This window comes from Terriglobia bacterium, from assembly GCA_020073085.1.
GTDB lineage: Bacteria > Acidobacteriota > Terriglobia > JAIQFV01 > JAIQFV01 > JAIQFV01.
Map to the genome: position 1 here is coordinate 129,086 of JAIQFV010000002.1, position 17,472 is coordinate 146,557.

Consider the following 17,472-nt stretch of genomic DNA (forward strand, 5'->3'; position numbering starts at 1 on the left):
CCGACACCCTCATCTATCTGAAGGTTGGGCTGAGTGACAGCGCCTGCGTCGGAACGCTTTTATTCTTTCCCTTTACCCCTTTTATTCGTTCAGTCTTTGGCGGTCTCCAAAAGCGCCTTGATCATATTGTCGATCAGTGATGCGTAAGTGTGGCCTCCAGGGAGCTGTTGTATCGAAGAGGGAACTTCGATGATCTTGGCTTTGACCCTCTCCCGAAAGGCACGCTCATACTCCCGGGGGGTGTTGGGGTCGATGATCACGACCTGCACTTTAGAACGAGCCATTTGGTCGGCCAGGGCCTCGGGCGAGAGCAGCTGTCCCGGGGTACCCTTGCAGGCGATAAAAGTCGGTCCACCCATCTGTGAGAAATTCTGCCAACCGCATTGGGTGGTGAACACGCGGAGGCCCTTCAAGGGCTTCATCGCTAACTGCCACTGAGCGATCTTGTCATCAAGTTCCTTGCTGAAAGCAGCGGCGTTCGCGAGGAAAAAGGCGCGATCACGAGGCCTCAGGTCAGTGAGCGCGGAGGCAACATTCTTTGCAATGACCGCTCCATTGTGCGGGTTGAGCCAGAAGAAGGGATCTCCGGGCATGAAGGAGACGTCGAAGTAGTCGAAACAGCCCGAGGTGGGCACATTGATCCGCCGGGCGCCCCGCGACACGTCAATCCAAAGCGGACGCCGGGAGGGGACTCCATGCTCCTTCTGCCAAAGCTTCACGCTGTCATAAATCGCGGCAGATTCATTAAAGAAGCCTGTCCAGACGATGGCGTCGGCCTGCATCAACCGTCGTCCCACTGCCGGTTCCACCTTGAGATCTGATCTGAGGATACAACCCTGGAAAAGGCTGAACGTATCGACGTGGTCACCCCCCACGGCCCGGACGATTGCTTCGATGTCCGCCTCCGTGATCGCCACCTGAATCCTTCCTTGCGCCGCCATCAGTGGCAGGCTGGAAATGACCAGCATCCCCGTCATAGCCACAGTGACGAGAAGAACCTGACTCCAACTGAATCGACTCATACCTTTCCTCCTCCCAGGATTAAACAACGGGTTCCAAGAGCCGCCTAAAAGGCTGCAACTCGAAAGCCCAGTCTCCCCGCTTTCGCCCTCAATTTCCTTGCCGAAGAATCGATGACGGCGTCGATCAGGATCAGAATCCCCGGGTCCAAGAGGGAATAATGAACGCTCGTACCCTCAGATTTCCTTCCCAGCACTGCGGCGTCGGCGAGGATCTTCAGGTGTTTACTGATATTGGGCTGTTTGGCGTTCAAGGCCTCCGCCACCTGCCCTACTGTTTTCTCGCCACTCCCGAGCAAGCGAAGAATCCTCAACCGCATGGGTGTGGCGAGAAGGCGCAATCGATTCGAAGCCTCCTCAATGAAATCCCCTGAAAAGGTACATTGGCTCATCATTGAATTGCCCCCCTCCTCGAGATCCGACCAGCCCTTTGCCGCTCTATTAAAGGCGGCTTCCTTGCGGTCCCAGGACAATTCCATTCAACGCCTGGTCCAAATCTTCCTTAATATCTTCAAAGTCCTCGCATCCGACCGAGATTCGCACTAACTCGTCGGTGATGCCTGCTTTCTGGCGCTCTTCTCTCGGAATGGAGGCGTGGGTCATCGAGGCCGGATGTTCGATCAGGGATTCCACCCCTCCGAGGGAAACCGCCAGTGTGAATAAGCGGACATGGTTCATCACGATCTTTCCACCTTCGAGTCCCCCCGTCACACCCATGGCGATCATGGTGCCGAACCCATCCATCTGCTTCCGGGCAATTTCGTGTTGTGGATGCTCCGGCAACCCTGGATAGCTCACCCAGCGGACCTTGGGATGTTGCTTCAGGAATGGCGCAAGCTTCATGGCATTCTCCTGCGCCCGCTCGACGCGCAATGGAAGAGTTTGGACGCCCCGCAAAACGAGCCATGCCTGATGAGGATCCATCGTCCCCCCAAACAGGTTGAGCACGGGTTTGATCTGCTTATAAAGCTCGTCATCCCGTGCAATGATCATTCCCCCCACCACATCACTGTGCCCGTTGATGAACTTCGTCAGACTATGGATCACAACCTCTGCCCCGTGCTCCAATGGGCGCTGCAGGAAAGGACTCGCGAAAGTGTTATCGACAACCAGAACGGCCCCATGGCGATGGGCGATTTCGGCGGCTCCGGCAAGATCCGTGATCTTCATGGTGGGATTGGCTGGCGTTTCAATAAAGACGACCCGGGTGTTGAAGCGAATTGCGTCGGCGAGTTCCTTTAGGTCGGAGGTGTCGACAAACGTGGATTCCACGCCAAAACGTGAGAAAACTGTCTCGAGCAAGACGCGGGTCTGGCCGTACACACTCGCCGTACTGACGACATGCGCGCCCGTCGAAGTCAGGGACGCGAAGACCGTGGCTATGGCGGCCATTCCGGTGGCGGTCGCCAACCCCTTGAATCCGTTTTCGAGAGCGCAGACATTTTCCTCGAGGGCGTTCACGGTCGGGTTTCCCATCCGGGTGTAAAAGTAACCCGGTCTCGATCCGGAGAACCGCGCTGCCCCCTCTTCGGCAGAAGGAAACGAGAATGTGGAGCTTTGAAAAATAGGGACAGAGACCTCGCCGAATTCGGAACACTTGAAATGGCCGGCATGAATGGCCTTCGTGGAGATGCGCGATGAACCTTTTTTCACTGGAGAATCTAAGATGCCAGTTTTCATTGATCGCTCCTCGTTGCAGTTTATTTGGCGATTTCCGCATGGATACGGAGCAGCCCGTTCTTATACTCGGCAGTGACGGTTTCCGGATCAATGTGTCGGGGGAATCGGACGGATTGCTCGATTGGGCCGTGCGTGAAACCATAGGAAATGGTCTTCGGACTTCCGGGCACATGACCTTCCGCGGATGCGGTTGAGATCAGGATCTGATCGGGAGATGCTTGTATGTCTAATTCCGAGGGCCTGGCTCCTGCGACGTCTGCCTCGATGACGAATTGAGAGTTCAATTCAAAGAGATTGATCGCCGGATGATTCTTCTGTTCCACAAGAGAGGAGAAGGGATCTTCCGAGCGACCAACTCGTAGACTCTTCCTGGTGAGCTGTCGATCGTCAATCGCGACGGCACTCCTGGATTCCGATCTGCTTGCTTCATCCGAAAAAGACGTGACCGTTCTGACGTTCACCCTGACTGTTGATGTGCTATTCATGAACATCTCCTCATTAAGCGCTTGAAAGGTCATTCAGGAATTTCTGCCATGAACCTGGAAGCCGAACCTCTTCAGGTGAGTTTCGGCCGGCCTTCCGGCATGGGGATGATTGGGCAAGGGCTCTGTTGCTCCCTCAAAGGATGAAAGGCGTTTTTACCAAACAGGGAAACCACGTCTGCCAGCAGCCCGGAAAAATCCGGATCCACACGGATACCCCTCCACTGCAGCAGCTGTTTCAAGTCCTTCCCGATCGCCCCGCATAACAAAACCTCCACCCGATTTGAAAGCAGGATTTGGACGCGGTCGTCCGCTCCCTGCTTCGAAAGCCACCGTTCGCCGACCTGTGAGGCCCTCTGTGCATCGACCCACCAAAAAGTGAGGTGACGACAAAAGTCGAACGTCGGGGCGACTCGGCCCTTGAACTCGGGCACAGCTAAAAGCATATGCCCTCCTCAGCATTCTTTAAGGCAAGTGCGGGGCCAATCCTGCAAAGGGGGGATTCTATTGATTTATCAAAGGTTAAAGACGAAAGGCAAGAAGGACAGGTTTGTAGAGGATTGCAAAATGCAGCTGTTGACGGGGGGACTGGGTCGCGACTTGCAATGTGGCTGAATCAAGAAGGGACTTCAGACCTTCCCACTTTGGTTCTGGCGGCGCTTCAGTTTGCGCCACAGGGTGGTCTTATGGATGCCAAGGTCGCGAGCGGCTGCCGCATGATTTCCGTTATGGCGCTTCAGTGCCTCCTGGACCAAAGACAATTCCATCTCGCGGAGATTGGCAGACCCCATTCTGGTTCCCTTTGTCATTCCTTTTCGGACACCTGATGGCAAGTCCTCCAGGCAAATGATATCGCGGCGGCAAAGGACAAAAGCATGCTCCAGGGCGTTCTGTAACTCACGAATATTTCCAGGCCATTCATAAGTCATCAGGCATCGCATCGCCTCGGTGTCCGGCGTCTGGATGTTTCTCCGGTAACGGCGATTCAACTTGTTGATAAAGTGCTGGATGAGCAGGGGGATGTCCTCTCTTCGATCCTTCAGCGGAGGCAGCGCAATCTGAACCACATCCAGCCGGTAATAAAGGTCCTCGCGAAAGTGGCCCTCCCGAACCTCATTTCGGAGATCCTTGTGCGTCGCCGCAACAAAACGCGCGTCGGTGTGGAGAGAATCGTTCGAGCCCAATGGCTCAAACGTTCTCTCCTGAAGGACTCTCAGAAGTTTCACTTGCATCGCTGGAGAGATATCGCCAATTTCGTCCAGGAACAAGGTTCCTCCCTGGGCCGCCGAAAGCCGGCCGGGTTTGTCGGCGTTTGCGCCGGTAAAGGCCCCCTCCTTGTATCCAAACAACTCGGATTCCAACAGGCTGTCGGGAAGTGCGCCACAGTTCAGGGTCACGAGCGGCCCTGTAGAGCGATGACTCAGATTGTGAAGGGCCTTCGCCAGGAGTTCTTTCCCTGTGCCGCTCTCACCCGTCAACAGGACGTTGCAGTCGCTTTGGGCAATTTGGGGGAGCAACTCAAAAATCCCCTGCATCTTGGAATTCTTGGATAACATCTCATGAAAACTATACTTATGTTCGGCTTCCCGGCGAAGCTCCTCTTCGGCCGACAGGTCTCTGAAAGTCTCCACTCCTCCAATGATGTTGCCACGTTCATTCTTCAATACCGCAGTGCTCACGCTAATGGGGACGCGCATGCCCTGGGCGGAAAGGATCTGCACGGGTTTATTCACCACAGGCCGGGCAAACCGCATGGTCTCCTTTAACGCGCATTCACCTTCACAAATCTCCGCCTTGAGTACCTCCCAGCAGGGTTTTCCCAACGCCTCCCTCTGTTTGACGCCTGTGATAATCTCAGCGGCCCGGTTAAAGGACGTAATGAGAAATTCCTTATCGACCGTGAATACCCCGTCATTAATCGAATCGAGAATGATTTTGAACCTTGAGGGATGGAAAAATTCCGTATCGGCTTGGACCTTGCCTTCGACAGATGGACTCATTCTGCAGCCTCCAGCATTGCAACATGCAACCCTTGTGAAAGAATACACGAATGGGATGAAATGCGCAAGCCAAAGGGTCGGTCATGTCGTTTCATGGCCTTAGCGGACCCTATCGAACCCCTCGCAATTCCCGAGACGCAAGGGAACGAGGGTCGCACCGGAGTTCACGTCCCGAGACCGAAACTCTTCCCAATCAAAGATGGAAACACAGTCAAGGCCGGTCCGGTTCTTTTTTATGCCCAGGTCTGACATATTCATCAAGGAACCGGAAGACATCGGACTCCCATTGGGGAACGGCGTTGTACACCAGATTGTGCCCCTCTTCCCGTGTTTGGCCGACAGGCGGGTAGATCTTCAGAGCGTAAGGTTTGTGCTGGCGTTCGAGGTCGGCGGCGAGGTCGCGGCCAGCAGCCGTGCTGTAATCGTTGGCGGCTTGAATGAGCAGGATGGGGGTGGCTGTCTTGCGGACGGCGGTCAGCAGGCGATCGCGCAGTTCGGGGGTGGCTTCCCAGGAACCCGCAGCGGCAGCGAAGGTCACCGCGGCGCGGACGGCGGGGTCGCGCTCGGCGGCGAGCAGGGTGAGTTGCCCGCCGAACGAATGCCCTGCGATGGCGATCCGGTGTGGGTCCACCGCGTGCACGGTTTTCAAGAAGGACAAAGCAGCAAGGACATCGTCGAGATGATCCGTCGTCAGTAGAATGTATTGCAGGTGCTTTCGAGCTTCGTCTCCATGCGCAGCCTTCTCACGCTGCAGCAGATCCTGAATGAAGGGTCCCTGTTCCGCAGAAAGGCCCTGCCCGCGTCGGAAGAGATAAAGGAAGGCGTACCCATGTCTGACGAAGAGGGGGCCGAGTCTTTCGGCGGCCTCCTTCATCGTGAGCCCGGCGGTATGCTCTGGGTCAGCCCCGCCAGAACCGTGATTGAACAATACAGCAGGAAATGGGCCAGGACCCGCCGGCGTCCAGAGGAAGGCCTTGAGTTGAAGAGGTCCGCTGCGGATCTCAACCGTTTGTAAAGCGATGGGCGGCGACGACTGGCCAGCCGCAACGCCCGAAAGCAGCAACGCGAACATGCAGAGCCGTAATCTTCTCATTGGCGCAGGGATCCCCCGTCGGCTTGACTATAAAATGGACGTGGAGGCCTGACAAGACATTAAGAGAGCCCGGCTGCTAAATTCCTCATCAGTCTATTTTCAGTGGTGCCGCATATCATCAATTGGACACAGATGGACGCCGATCGAAACGGAATAAACCGGGGCGGAACTTTCAAAGTACAAATTCCAGGCAAGAGTTCTTAGGCAAAGGGATTGTCCCAAGAACCTCATTGAAGGCGCAGGCAACCCGCAGGGATTGCTCGCTCCGAGCGTGGCTGGCAACGAGAGGGGGGGTCTTCGAGTGAGGGGCTAATCGCGCGAGGCGTAATAGCCCTTGCGGGCGACGATCTTCACATCACGGCGTTCGCACCGGACATTGATTTTTCGAAACGAACCGTCCCGTGAGGTGTTGGCCGGCGCGTAACCCAGCCGATATTGCTGGTGAAGCTCGGTCTTGATCTGCTCAAACGTCTTTCTCAAATCTTCCATGCTGCGCGGGTAATAGGCCTTTCCTCCGGTATCTTCCGCCAGTTTGTTCAGCACCCCCACGTTGCCGCTGAATTGTGGCTGGCCATAGCCGATGCTGAACCGCACAGAACGCGCCGGCTGAAAGTAGATGGGATAAATAATGGTGTTCGCCTTTTGGGCGGCAGCCAGCGCGTCGTTCAATTTATACCTGCTTCCCTCATCCTCCCCATCGGTCACCAGCACCATCACCTTCCGGCCGGCCTCGCTGCGAAGCTTATCATCGCCCGCCAGCACGATCGCGTCGTAGAGGTGGGTCCCTCCGACATTCGTATGGAACGGGCCGGGATAACCGCCCGATCGTATGCGCGTGCTCTTGATCGCCTTTTCCAGGACGGGCAGATTGTCCGTCAGATCCTCATCCAGGTCGACGCTCAAATCAAAATTGATGACCAGGCTTAAGTCCCCTTTGCGCATCACGGCATGAAGGAACTCGATGGCGCCCTCCTGCTCGAATGAAAGGATATTCTGGGCGTCGATGCTGCCGCTGGTGTCGATCATCATGGCTATGGTCAAAGGGACAGTGGTCTCCTTGTCGAAGAAGGTAATCTCCTGCGCCTTGCCGTCCTCCTCGACCTTGATTTCATTGCGGTTCAGATCGCTGATGAGTCCCCCATGTTTGTCCTTGGCAACAAAAAACACATTCACCACGTCCACAGGAACCTTAATGACGGGCCCCTGCATCTGATTAGGTGTGGATTTCTCCTGAGCGGTGGAGAGGTGCGCGACCGCGGCCAGGGATCCCAAAGTGAGAAGGGCAACGGCCATGGCCCCGGATGCGGTCACACGGCCTAACGTGCCTGGGGTGGGGCGAGTATTCAAAGGCAGATCCCTTCTTCCGCGGAACCTTTTTTGTTCTGCGAGCCATTAGATGGAGGTGGCGCGCAATTGGTTTGCTTATAATCTTATGCTAGCACGACCATTTGCCATTCCACACCATAAAAGTTATACTAAGAGCCAAGGCCAACGCCACCCACGCCATTGGAAATGCCACTGGCCCCTCGCTCAAAGCCCGTCGTTGCCGCGAAGACCAGGGCTCCAGTGGAAGGGCTCCGAGAACGGTGAGGTCGATATGGTGATGCGTTCTCACAGGAGTTTAAAACCCCAAACCAATCATATTTTTATGAGAAGACTAATCGGAATCCTGGCCGCCGTCCTGTTGAGTGGGATGCTGACATTTGCCCAGAGCAAGGCGCCTCCGGCCCCTGAAACGAAACCGGAGCAATTGAAGATTCCCTCGATCGTGGTCAACGTGGAGAAAGTGGTCGTCCCAGTCACGGTCAAGGACAGCAAGGGTCATTTGATCAACGACCTGAAAAAAACAGATTTTGAGGTCCTGGAGGACGGCGTGCCGCAGGAGATCTCGGATTTCACCACCGATCCCCGGGCCCTCAGCGCGGTCATCCTGGTGGACACCGCCATGACCGGACGCGCCGAACGACTCCTCGGGGAGACCCTGCGTTCGCTCACCGAATCGTTTAGCGAGTTTGATGCTCTCGCCGTGTACACCTTCGAAGACCGGGTGGACAAGCTGGTGGGATTCGGAAACAACCGAGACATCGCGTACACCAAATTGAAGAGGATCGTGGACGTGAGCGGCTCCAACCCCTCGGTTCCAGGCGGTCCCATTTTCAGCGGCGGGCCGCCCTCCATTAATGGACGCCCTATGGATGTGGGTCCCCCGCCCAACTATGGCTCCCTGAAACCCGCCCTGAAACGAATCACGGACGCCATCTTCGCTGCGGCGATGGCGCTGAAGGATCAGCCCAAAGACCGGAGAAAAATCATTCTCGTGATTTCAGACGGCAACGACACGGGAAAGAATGAGTCAAGTTATCAGGATACACTTCATCTCCTGCTGGATCGCGAGATCGCCGTCTACGGGATCAGCAACGACGAGTTTCCCCTTCTGCGTCATGCCGAAGTGACCAATGTGTTGCCGAGGTTTACCGCCGATACCGGGGGAAGCATGTTCTATTCTTTCAAACGCGAGACCCTCGAAAACATTTATCCCGCCCTTACTGAGGAGGTCCGCAACCAGTACGAGCTGACTTACTCACCCAAGCGGCACACCGATGATTCCGTCTTTAAATCAATTGAGGTCAAAGTGGATCGCCCCGGCGTCCGCGTCATCGCGAGGCAGGGTTACTACGCGGTGTCCGTCGTGCCCCTGACCCCGGAGGCCAAATAAGATTCCCTCCGACGTCACTCATGCATTTTTTAATCGCCCCATACAACGTCGTGAAGACTTGTGATTCTGTTGCACGCGAGGCATGAACCGGCAACGACGCTCGCCCTTCCCAGAGCAGTTCGAGCATGCACTTCTCAATTGAAATCGCGATAAAAAAAATTTATTTGAGTTCCGCTGCGTCCGATTTTTTTCGCGACACTCTATTTTTTTCTTGACATTGAATTGCCTAGACACTATACAATGAAGCAATTCCTGTATTTGCCGCAAGATCTAGTAAGCGGCAAGCAGGACGAATCCTAGAATTGGAGGGAATCGCATGAAGAAAAGCGCAACCAAGAAAGCACCGAAGAAAAAGGCAGCAAAAAAGAAGAAGAGATAAGCTTCTTCTCGGAAGAGTTATTGATTTGAATGTGGGGAATATCGAATGATATTCCCCATTTTTGTTTTTAGAAACGGCACGCGATCGCTCTGTGGCACGGCGGCCGGGCCTCCTCCGGCTTCCCTCTCGTTTAATGAGGGGTGAATTACCCTCCTTCAAAAGCAGGACAGACCGGCAGGAAATCACATTGAGGACAGAAAAAATTCCGACGAGGCGGAAATGAACGGCGCCGGATTTCGCGGGCGATTTCGAGGATCGCGTCTCGATCCAACTCCAACTGCGCGGCGGTGCGCTCGGTGGTGACCATCTCTCCGTTCTCGAGATTGTAGAACGACAGGCTTGCCGGCCACAGGTGAAAGGATTCGCGGCATGCCAGCGCGTACACGGAAAGCTGCAGACTTCGATCCGCTTCCTTCTGGTCTTTTGGCCGGCCTGTTTTGTAATCGACGAGCTCCAGCCGTCCTACGGCGTCTTGGTTCATCTGGTCGATCCGGCCCATGAGGATGACGTCGTCCATCGGAAACTGGAATTGCTTCTCCTGTCCCCACACGGAGACGTTCAGGTGAATGTTCTTTTCGTAAAACCGGCGTAGCTGTTCCAGTGCGCTCGATCGATACCGGCCCTCCTGGTACTCATCTTCAAAACCCACGTGTCGCCAGCGGTCGTCGAGATACTCCTCCAGCCTCTCCACCGGGAACTCCCCCTCTTCCTGTTTCCAATCGAAGAATTTCCGCACACACTCATGCAGGATGGAACCCACGGTCAACGCGGCGCTGGGTCCCCCGGAGAGCTTGTAGACGTGCCCGAACTTGTATTGCATCGGACACGTCTTATAGGTTTCCATCGAAGAGGCGCTCAGCTTCAATTCATCTCCAGAGACGCCGGGCGCGACAGCAGGAGCAGGCGCATTGCGGAGGGCCCAGAACGGAAGCCGGGAATTCGCCACCGACGCTTCCTCGGCCAGCGGGTCCAGTGAGAGTTCATTGGCCAGATCTTCCCCTGAAGGATTCACCGAGCGGACTTTCAAATCGGCGCCGGCTCCCACGCCATCGCGCTGAATGTCGCTCACGAACTCAGAGAGCTTCCACCGGGGCTTGGTGACCGCCGTTAAGATCAGGTTCTCCTGCGCGCGTGTCATGGCAACATAGCCCAGCCGACGCTCCTCGTGGATATGGGCCCCGGCTGGGAGCAGGCCTTCCTTTCTCAGAACCTCGGGGAAAGGCAGCAACGTGGACCGCTGCCTTGCCGGAAAGTAATTCTGAGTCAGGCGAAGCACGAACACGACAGGAAATTCCATTCCCTTGGCAGCATGAACGGTCATCAGGCGGACGGCGTCGGTCTCCAGGGACTTGTCTGTTTCCTCCGAAATGCCGCCGCCGGCTTCGAGGTAATAGTCGAAGTACTCCAGGAATTCCTTGAGTCGATCGCCGGGATATTTCTTCTGCCATTCTTCCACAAACTTCAGGACGCGCCGCACCGGCTTTTCCACTTCTTCCTCGCGAAAGGACTTCACATCACCCAGATCGGATTGCCGGGGCGCATCGCCTCCCTGAAGTTCCGCGGCACAGACTCTCACGGCGGACAGTGCCGTTCGCCTCAACAGGGATTTCCGCATGGATTCCACCCACGCGACAAAGGGGTCGAGTTTTGCCCTCAATCCGCCTGACGCTTCATCGTGCACGCTCGCTTGGATCGCTTCATACAGGGTCGGATGTCCGGCCCCCTCACGCCCGTTAGAGCGGGTCGTCCGGTCCGCCACCAGCATGAACTCCTCTTCCGTTAAATTCCACCTTGGCAATGCGAGCGTGCGGCCGCAGCAGATGTTGTCGCCCGGTTTTGCAAGGAAACGCATCGTCGCCAGGAGATCGCGAACTGCGGGATGCAGAAGCACCGATAAACCGACCACCCGGAAGGGGAGGCCGCGACGCCGCAATGCCTTGACCAGCAGTTCCCGATGGGCATGCGCACGATAGAGCACGGCCATGTCGTGAAATGCCCTTCCCGCGCCGTGCAACCGCTCGATTTCAGCTGCTACCGTGAGCGCCTCATCGTCCGGCTCCGGCGCAATGAGCAGCGACACCGGTTCTCCTTCCTCTTTTTCCGTCCACAGATTCTTCTCCGGGTCGAAGCGATCGGGATTGACCGCGATCAGTTGGTTGGCCCGGCGTAGAATTCGCCGCGTCGAGCGGTAATTCCGAGTCAGCTTCAACTGGCGGAATCCCGGAAATTTTCGGGCAAACAGAGTGAAGCTTTCCGAAGAGGCGCCCCGGAATCGATAAATCCCTTGATCGTCGTCGCCCACCACGGTGATGTTCTGATGCGATCGTGCGAGCAGGTGGAGCAGCTCAATCTGGGCGACGTTCGTATCCTGAAATTCATCCACCAGGATGGCGCGGTATCGATCCTCGTAGACCTGTCGGATCTCCGGAAACTCCTGCAACATCCGTACTGCCGACGCGATGACATCTCCGAACGTTTGCGCCCCGGCATCCGCAAGCAGTTGGGAAGCGACCTGGTATACCCGCGCGATTTCTCGCTCCCGTTTCAACTGGGCGTCCGCTTCAGCAGATGACACCCGGCCAGCCTCTACCTCGCCATGGAGTTGGGCCTCGAGGCGCTCCACATAAGCCTCGTAGTCCGCGACGCTCACTAGTTCATCGTGGGCCCTGGACATGAACTCAATGAGATTGTTCAGAAACTTTCCCGGCTCGGCGTTCTTCCAGAACACTTCAAGCTGAAGGCTTTCCAGGTGACGCCGCAACAGAATCCAGAAATCAATATTGTCGAGCAGTTGAGCTCTTTGGCTTTGCCGGAGTCGCACCGACTGCTCTTCAATCAACTTCAACGCAAAGGCGTGAAAGGTAAGCACCTCGACTTCCCCGCTTGACCCGTTCCCCAGGCGTTGCCGGATCCGGCTGGCCATGACCTCGGTTGCCCGTTCAGTAAAGGTGAGCGCCAACACGTTCTCAGGATGCAGCCCTGCCACGGCATGGAGCAAAAACGCGATCCGTTCGGTGATCACCCGCGTCTTTCCAGTGCCGGCGCCCGCGATGATCAGTAACGGGCCGCCCGGGTGGGTGACCGCCGCTTCTTGCTCGGAATTGAGTCGAATCTCTGGAGATGACATGTTCTCCTTGTGCCCTTCTCTTGCGGGCGTACCGGAGGACCCGGTCCTCCTGCTTCGTTCTCAAAGGAATCGAAGGTAAAATATAATCGGTTGCGCCCCGACGCACAATTCAAATATCCCTTCTGAACTCGACGCGCCGACCCCTCCACCGGGAATCTTCCCTCACGCAAGGGCTTACGGTTGCCCCTTCATTCGGCGCAGGCCGCGCTGTCTCTCCGTTTCTTTACAATGTTTCAGGGAACATGATAGAATTTCGTGTAATTTGAGCGTTGTTTTTGTTCTCATTTCCCGCATCCCGATGGATCCGCACGGACTCTCCGGATCGGAATTGGCGGATCAACTCTGCGACGTTGACACCGGATCAGCGAGTCTGAGGCAAGGAACAGTCGATCTCGCTTTCATCATCAGCACGATCAATTCGCGAAACAACCGAGAGCAGAATTAAGGAGTTTCTGTCATGTCAGGGCATTCAAAGTGGCATTCGATCAAGCATAAGAAGGGCGCCGCAGATGCCAAGCGCGGACGCATCTTTACAAAGCTCATCAAGGAAATCACTGTCGCTGCCCGTGTTGGGGGAGGCGACCCGGATGGGAACCCGCGGTTGCGCACGGCCATTCTCGCGGGAAAGGCCGAAAACATGCCCGCCGACAACATCAAGCGGGCCATCCAGAAGGGCACCGGCGAGCTGCCCGGCGCCCAGTATGAAGAAATCACTTACGAAGGATACGGCCCGGGTGGGGTTGCCATCATCGTAGACGCCATGAGTGACAATAAGAACCGGACCGTGTCGGAGATGAGACACCTCTTCAGCAAACACGGGGGAAATCTCGGTGAAGCTAATTCGGTGGCGTGGATGTTCCACAAGAAAGGCTATTTGATTGTGGAGAAGGCGAAGGCCAGCGAAGACCGCCTGATGGAGGTGGGGCTGGACGCGGGGATCGAAGATATCCGGGATGACGGTGACAACCTGGAAGTCCTGACCGCCCCCGAGAGTTTTGACGCGGTGTTGAAGGCCATCAAATCCGCGGGCATCGAGCCGGCGACGGCCGAAGTGTCAAAGGTCCCACAGAACTACATCAAGCTCGACAGCAAACACGCGGCCCAGATGCTGCGGCTCATGGAAGAGCTGGAAGACCATGAAGACGTCCAGAAGGTCTACGCGAATTTTGACATTGAAGAAAAAGACCTGGAGGCGGTGGCCGGATAGTCTCCGGAACTGAGCCCATCGGGCGGTGTATCCGGAAGGGTCGCGCTGGGGAACCTGGATCTTGAGGACCTTTCCCCTGGGCAAGTGCCGGGTGGCAACTCCCGGGAATGCCCCCGCAGAATTCCGGGGCCTCCAGCAAGGATCGGATGGATCTGCACAAAAATCCGGCGGGACGATCAGCCTGATCACATGCGAATTCTCGGCATCGATTGCGGCAGCGAACGAACCGGTTTCGGCGTTATTGATTCTGACGGGGACCTCCACCAGGTTGTTACCTTTGGTGCAGTCGAGACCTCTTCCAAACAGTCTTTTCCCAGACGCCTTCAGAAAATCCATGCGGGGCTCGCCTCGCTCATCCATCAATTTTCTCCCGATGAAGTTGCGGTCGAAGAGGTGTTCTATGCCTCCAATGTGAAGAGTGCCTTGAAGCTGGGGCACGTGCGCGGCGTTGCGCTTCTCGCCGCCACTGAGGCCGGCATTCCCATCAGCGAATACTCCGCGTTGGAAGTCAAGTCCAGCGTCGTGGGGTATGGGCGTGCGGAGAAAAGGCAAGTTCAAGAAATGGTGAAGGTCCTGCTGCGGCTCCGCGAAATCCCTCAACCGGATGATGCTGCCGACGCGCTGGCCCTCAGCATTTGCCACGTCCATCACCGTGCCACTCAAATCCGAATAGAGGAGAGTCTCGCCGCCGAGACCAAGCGGCATGGCTGAGAGGGATTGACACCAGCCAGCCTGATGGAGAAGGGACCTGCACGCTCCGGACGCATTTTGACGACCACTCTAAAACGAACCATGACCAGGATCCGGAAATATCCCCGGTTGCCATGGGTGGGGCTCCTGTTGGCTCTGGCCCTTGCGCCTGCCCTCAGGGGACGTGCCGCCGAAAAGTCCTCTCCCGACGGGCCGGAGACCTCCCCCACGTCGATTCTTTTCTCCAAAGAGCTTCAGCAAGGGCAGTATGAACGCTTCAAGATATCGATTGATCAACAGGGACGGGGAAAGTTTGAGGCCAAACCCCGCGACGGCGAGTTAATGGCGCGGGATCTGCAAGTGAGCCCGGACACGATGCGACGGCTCCTCGCCTCCTTCGAGGCCGCCCAATTCCTTTCATCGACTCGTGAGTACGAGAGCCCTGCCAAGGTGGCTGACATGGGGATGAAGACCATCGCGTTGGAGCAGAATGGACGCTCCCGGGAGGTCCGCTTCAATTATACCTTCGACAAGAACATGGCCACGATTGCGGACCTTTTTGGTGGCCTGGTGACCACGCAACTTCGCCTCGCGTCGTTGGAAAACGCCAAGAAATACGACAAGCTCGGGCTGCCCGACGAGCTCAATGCCCTGCAGGCTGAATTGAACAACCACTGGTTGGTTGACGCCGAACTGCTGATTCCTGTCCTCACCGAAATTGCAAACAACCGCGCCTTTTTCAATGTCGTACAACGCAAGGCCCACCAATTGATCCTGCAGATCGAGTCCGCCACCCCCTCGGCGAGGAAATGACCCTGCCCTCTCGTAAGAGAGCTTTCCCATGCCGTTCCAAGGCGCTACTGAAGAACGGGTTTTGTCACGCGTGGAGAGAACCGCCACAGATAGGACTTCCCCAAGGGGAAGTCCACCAGCACGGCATACTGCACCTCTATGGTGACCTGGGCCGCGGTCCTCGTAAAGTGGATGTTCGCTTCCTTCATCGGCAGTTTCAGTTCCTTGGCTTTAATCATGAGTGCCCGCCGGATCTTTCCTTCATCCCGGTTCCCGGCCCCAGCTTCCTTGGCTTCGTAATCCATGGCGTCGATAAATTCATTGGAGGAGATGTAAGGCGGAAGAAATTTCACTCCCAGATAAATGATTGCGCCTAGGACGACAACCCAAAAAATGAACGCCCCAGTTCCGCCTCGTTGGCTGCCCCTTCGTCCCATCGATGCCGTTTCCCCTTCAAATTGAAGATCGCCGGTCCGGGTTTCTGATTTCATCTCATCGGCCCTTCTTCGACCCATGGGTCATCCCTTCGTGGGGGGCATACTCGCCTCCAGCGAAGCCCGTACCGCTGTTATAACCGCATCCAACGCCACGTCGACCGATTCGCGCGTTGCCCGGGTATAGATCTCGGCTTTGCCCTCTTTGAGTTTCTTGGGCCCCAGGGTCACCCGCAAGGGGATCCCGATCAAGTCGTTGTCCTTGAATTTTACCCCGGGCCGCTCCTCCCGGTCATCAAACAGGACGTCGACTCCCGCTGCCTCCAAGGCGGCGGAAATCCGCTCCCCCGCCCGGACGGACTCCGGATCGCTCATGTTGACGACATTCACTATCACGGAGAACGGGGCGATAGAGGCGGGCAGGATCATCCCGTTCTCATCATGATTCTGTTCGATGGCCGCGGCGAGGATTCGTTCGACCCCAATGCCGTAACAGCCCATGATCATGGGGACGGCCTCCCCTTTCTCGTTCAACACGGTGGCTTTCATGGTCCGGGAGTACCGGACTCCGAGCTTGAAGATCTGGCCGACCTCGAGCCCCTTCCACATCTTGATGGGATGTCCGCAGTTGAAGCACAGATCGCCCTCCTCGACCAACCGCACCTGCTGATATTCGCCCTTGAAGTCCCGGTCCACGACGACCCCGCGAATGTGAAAATCATCGTCGTTGGCGCCCGTCGTCATATTCTTCCGGCCGCGCAGGGCCTCATCGACAATGATGCGATTCCGGCTTACCCCCACGGGACCCAGCGAGCCGGCGTTGGCGCCCATGGCCGCCAGAATTTGGCCGGGATGGGCCGGATAGAATCTCGCCTCCGGTCCAAACAACCGCGCCAGGGCAGCTTCGTTGACGGAATGGTCGCCGCGAACGCAGACCAGAACGGGTTGTTCGTCCACCATGTAAATCAGCGTCTTAATCTGCCTCCGGGCCTCGGCCCCGCCGGGATAGGCCTCTAGAGCCGCGATCGTTCGAATGCCCGGCGTCGGAAACTTCTCGGGGTGGGCGGGCGCCGCCAGATCCTCAACGACAGGAGCCTTGCTGATCGCCATTTCACGGTTGGCCCCATAATCGCAGTGCTCACAATGGACTATCAGATCTTCGCCGGCGTCGATAAGCGCCGAGAACTCGTGGGAGTCTTTGCCTCCCATCGCCCCCGTGTCGGCCTTCACCGCAATGTAGCGGAGGCCGCAGCGATCATAGATCCGGCTGTAGGCCTGGTATTGATGCTGGTAGGTCTCATCGAGAGACTCCCACGAGGTGTGGAAGGAGTAGGCGTCCTTCATGGTGAATTGCCGCACGCGCAACAGTCCGCCCTTCGGACGCGCCTCATCGCGGAACTTGGTTTGAATTTGATACCAGGTCTGCGGCAGTTGCTTGTAGCTCCGGAGCTCATGACGGGCAATATCGGTGATGACCTCCTCATGGGTCATGCCGAGACACAGGTCCCTCCCCGCGCGGTCCTTCAGGCGGAACATGTTGTCTCCCATGATCTCCCAGCGCCCGGATTCCTCCCATAGTTCACGGGGATGAAGGACCGGCAGGAAAAACTCCTGACCGCCCACGCGATTCATCTCTTCCCGGATGATTTGGGAGATTTTGAGGACCGACCGTTGCGCCAGCGGGAGGTAGGAATAAATGCCCGCAGCCAGTTGACGGATATAACCCGCCCGCAGCAGGAGTTGGTGGCTGATGCTTTCTGCTTCAGCCGGCATCTCTCTCAGTGTCGGTATAAAGGTCTCACTCCAGCGCAAGGCAGGTTTCTCCTCTCAGGCAAGAAGGATGGGCAACGGTG

Annotated in this window: 15 protein-coding genes; 4 read left to right on the forward strand and 11 right to left on the reverse strand. The window is 56.6% G+C overall.

Annotated features, from left to right (window positions below; genetic code table 11):
* Positions 1-89: 89 nt before the first annotated feature.
* The 8 genes from LAO21_02965 to LAO21_03000 all read right to left on the reverse strand — a co-directional run bounded on the left by LAO21_02965 (position 90) and on the right by LAO21_03000 (position 7,567).
* Positions 90-1,022 (reverse strand): metal ABC transporter substrate-binding protein, encoded by a 933-nt coding sequence (locus LAO21_02965; GenBank protein MBZ5551655.1) that lies wholly within the window; start codon positions 1,020-1,022, stop codon positions 90-92.
* 44 nt (positions 1,023-1,066) lie between these two features.
* On the reverse strand, positions 1,067-1,414 hold the full coding sequence (locus tag LAO21_02970) for a metalloregulator ArsR/SmtB family transcription factor (protein MBZ5551656.1): 348 nt from the start codon (positions 1,412-1,414) through the stop codon (positions 1,067-1,069).
* 46 nt (positions 1,415-1,460) lie between these two features.
* Positions 1,461-2,699: a PLP-dependent aspartate aminotransferase family protein gene (locus LAO21_02975; GenBank protein ID MBZ5551657.1), complete on the reverse strand. Its 1,239-nt coding sequence runs from the start codon at positions 2,697-2,699 to the stop codon at positions 1,461-1,463.
* A gap of 20 nt (positions 2,700-2,719) precedes the next feature.
* Positions 2,720-3,184: an Hsp20/alpha crystallin family protein gene (locus LAO21_02980; protein MBZ5551658.1), complete on the reverse strand. Its 465-nt coding sequence runs from the start codon at positions 3,182-3,184 to the stop codon at positions 2,720-2,722.
* Between the two features lie 71 nt (positions 3,185-3,255).
* Positions 3,256-3,627, reverse strand: a complete 372-nt coding sequence (locus LAO21_02985; protein MBZ5551659.1) for a NifB/NifX family molybdenum-iron cluster-binding protein — start codon at positions 3,625-3,627, stop codon at positions 3,256-3,258.
* 183 nt (positions 3,628-3,810) lie between these two features.
* Positions 3,811-5,181 carry a sigma 54-interacting transcriptional regulator gene (locus LAO21_02990; GenBank protein ID MBZ5551660.1) on the reverse strand — a complete coding sequence of 457 codons (1,371 nt, stop codon included), beginning with the start codon at positions 5,179-5,181 and terminating at the stop codon, positions 3,811-3,813.
* Between the two features lie 211 nt (positions 5,182-5,392).
* Positions 5,393-6,274: a dienelactone hydrolase family protein gene (locus LAO21_02995; protein ID MBZ5551661.1), complete on the reverse strand. Its 882-nt coding sequence runs from the start codon at positions 6,272-6,274 to the stop codon at positions 5,393-5,395.
* 309 nt (positions 6,275-6,583) lie between these two features.
* Positions 6,584-7,567 carry a VWA domain-containing protein gene (locus LAO21_03000; protein MBZ5551662.1) on the reverse strand — a complete coding sequence of 328 codons (984 nt, stop codon included), beginning with the start codon at positions 7,565-7,567 and terminating at the stop codon, positions 6,584-6,586.
* 355 nt (positions 7,568-7,922) lie between these two features.
* On the opposite strand from LAO21_03000, the gene LAO21_03005 reads away from it, so the two are divergent.
* Positions 7,923-8,990 carry a VWA domain-containing protein gene (locus LAO21_03005; GenBank protein ID MBZ5551663.1) on the forward strand — a complete coding sequence of 356 codons (1,068 nt, stop codon included), beginning with the start codon at positions 7,923-7,925 and terminating at the stop codon, positions 8,988-8,990.
* A 524-nt stretch (positions 8,991-9,514) separates the two neighbouring features.
* Here the strand turns inward: LAO21_03005 and LAO21_03010 are convergent.
* Positions 9,515-12,496: an ATP-dependent helicase gene (locus LAO21_03010; protein ID MBZ5551664.1), complete on the reverse strand. Its 2,982-nt coding sequence runs from the start codon at positions 12,494-12,496 to the stop codon at positions 9,515-9,517.
* Between the two features lie 457 nt (positions 12,497-12,953).
* On the opposite strand from LAO21_03010, the gene LAO21_03015 reads away from it, so the two are divergent.
* The 3 genes from LAO21_03015 to LAO21_03025 all read left to right on the forward strand — a co-directional run bounded on the left by LAO21_03015 (position 12,954) and on the right by LAO21_03025 (position 15,206).
* Positions 12,954-13,703 (forward strand): YebC/PmpR family DNA-binding transcriptional regulator, encoded by a 750-nt coding sequence (locus LAO21_03015; protein ID MBZ5551665.1) that lies wholly within the window; start codon positions 12,954-12,956, stop codon positions 13,701-13,703.
* Positions 13,704-13,892: 189 nt separating this feature from the next.
* A complete protein-coding gene (ruvC, locus tag LAO21_03020; protein MBZ5551666.1) occupies positions 13,893-14,414 on the forward strand; it encodes a crossover junction endodeoxyribonuclease RuvC in 522 nt (173 codons plus the stop codon).
* A gap of 81 nt (positions 14,415-14,495) precedes the next feature.
* Positions 14,496-15,206, forward strand: coding sequence for a hypothetical protein (locus tag LAO21_03025; GenBank protein ID MBZ5551667.1), 711 nt, complete (start codon positions 14,496-14,498; stop codon positions 15,204-15,206).
* Positions 15,207-15,250: 44 nt separating this feature from the next.
* Here the strand turns inward: LAO21_03025 and LAO21_03030 are convergent, their stop codons facing one another.
* Together LAO21_03030 and LAO21_03035 are read right to left on the reverse strand one after the other, a co-directional pair.
* Positions 15,251-15,676: a hypothetical protein gene (locus tag LAO21_03030; GenBank protein MBZ5551668.1), complete on the reverse strand. Its 426-nt coding sequence runs from the start codon at positions 15,674-15,676 to the stop codon at positions 15,251-15,253.
* 27 nt (positions 15,677-15,703) lie between these two features.
* Positions 15,704-17,431, reverse strand: coding sequence for a proline--tRNA ligase (locus LAO21_03035; protein MBZ5551669.1), 1,728 nt, complete (start codon positions 17,429-17,431; stop codon positions 15,704-15,706).
* Positions 17,432-17,472: the final 41 nt, after the last annotated feature.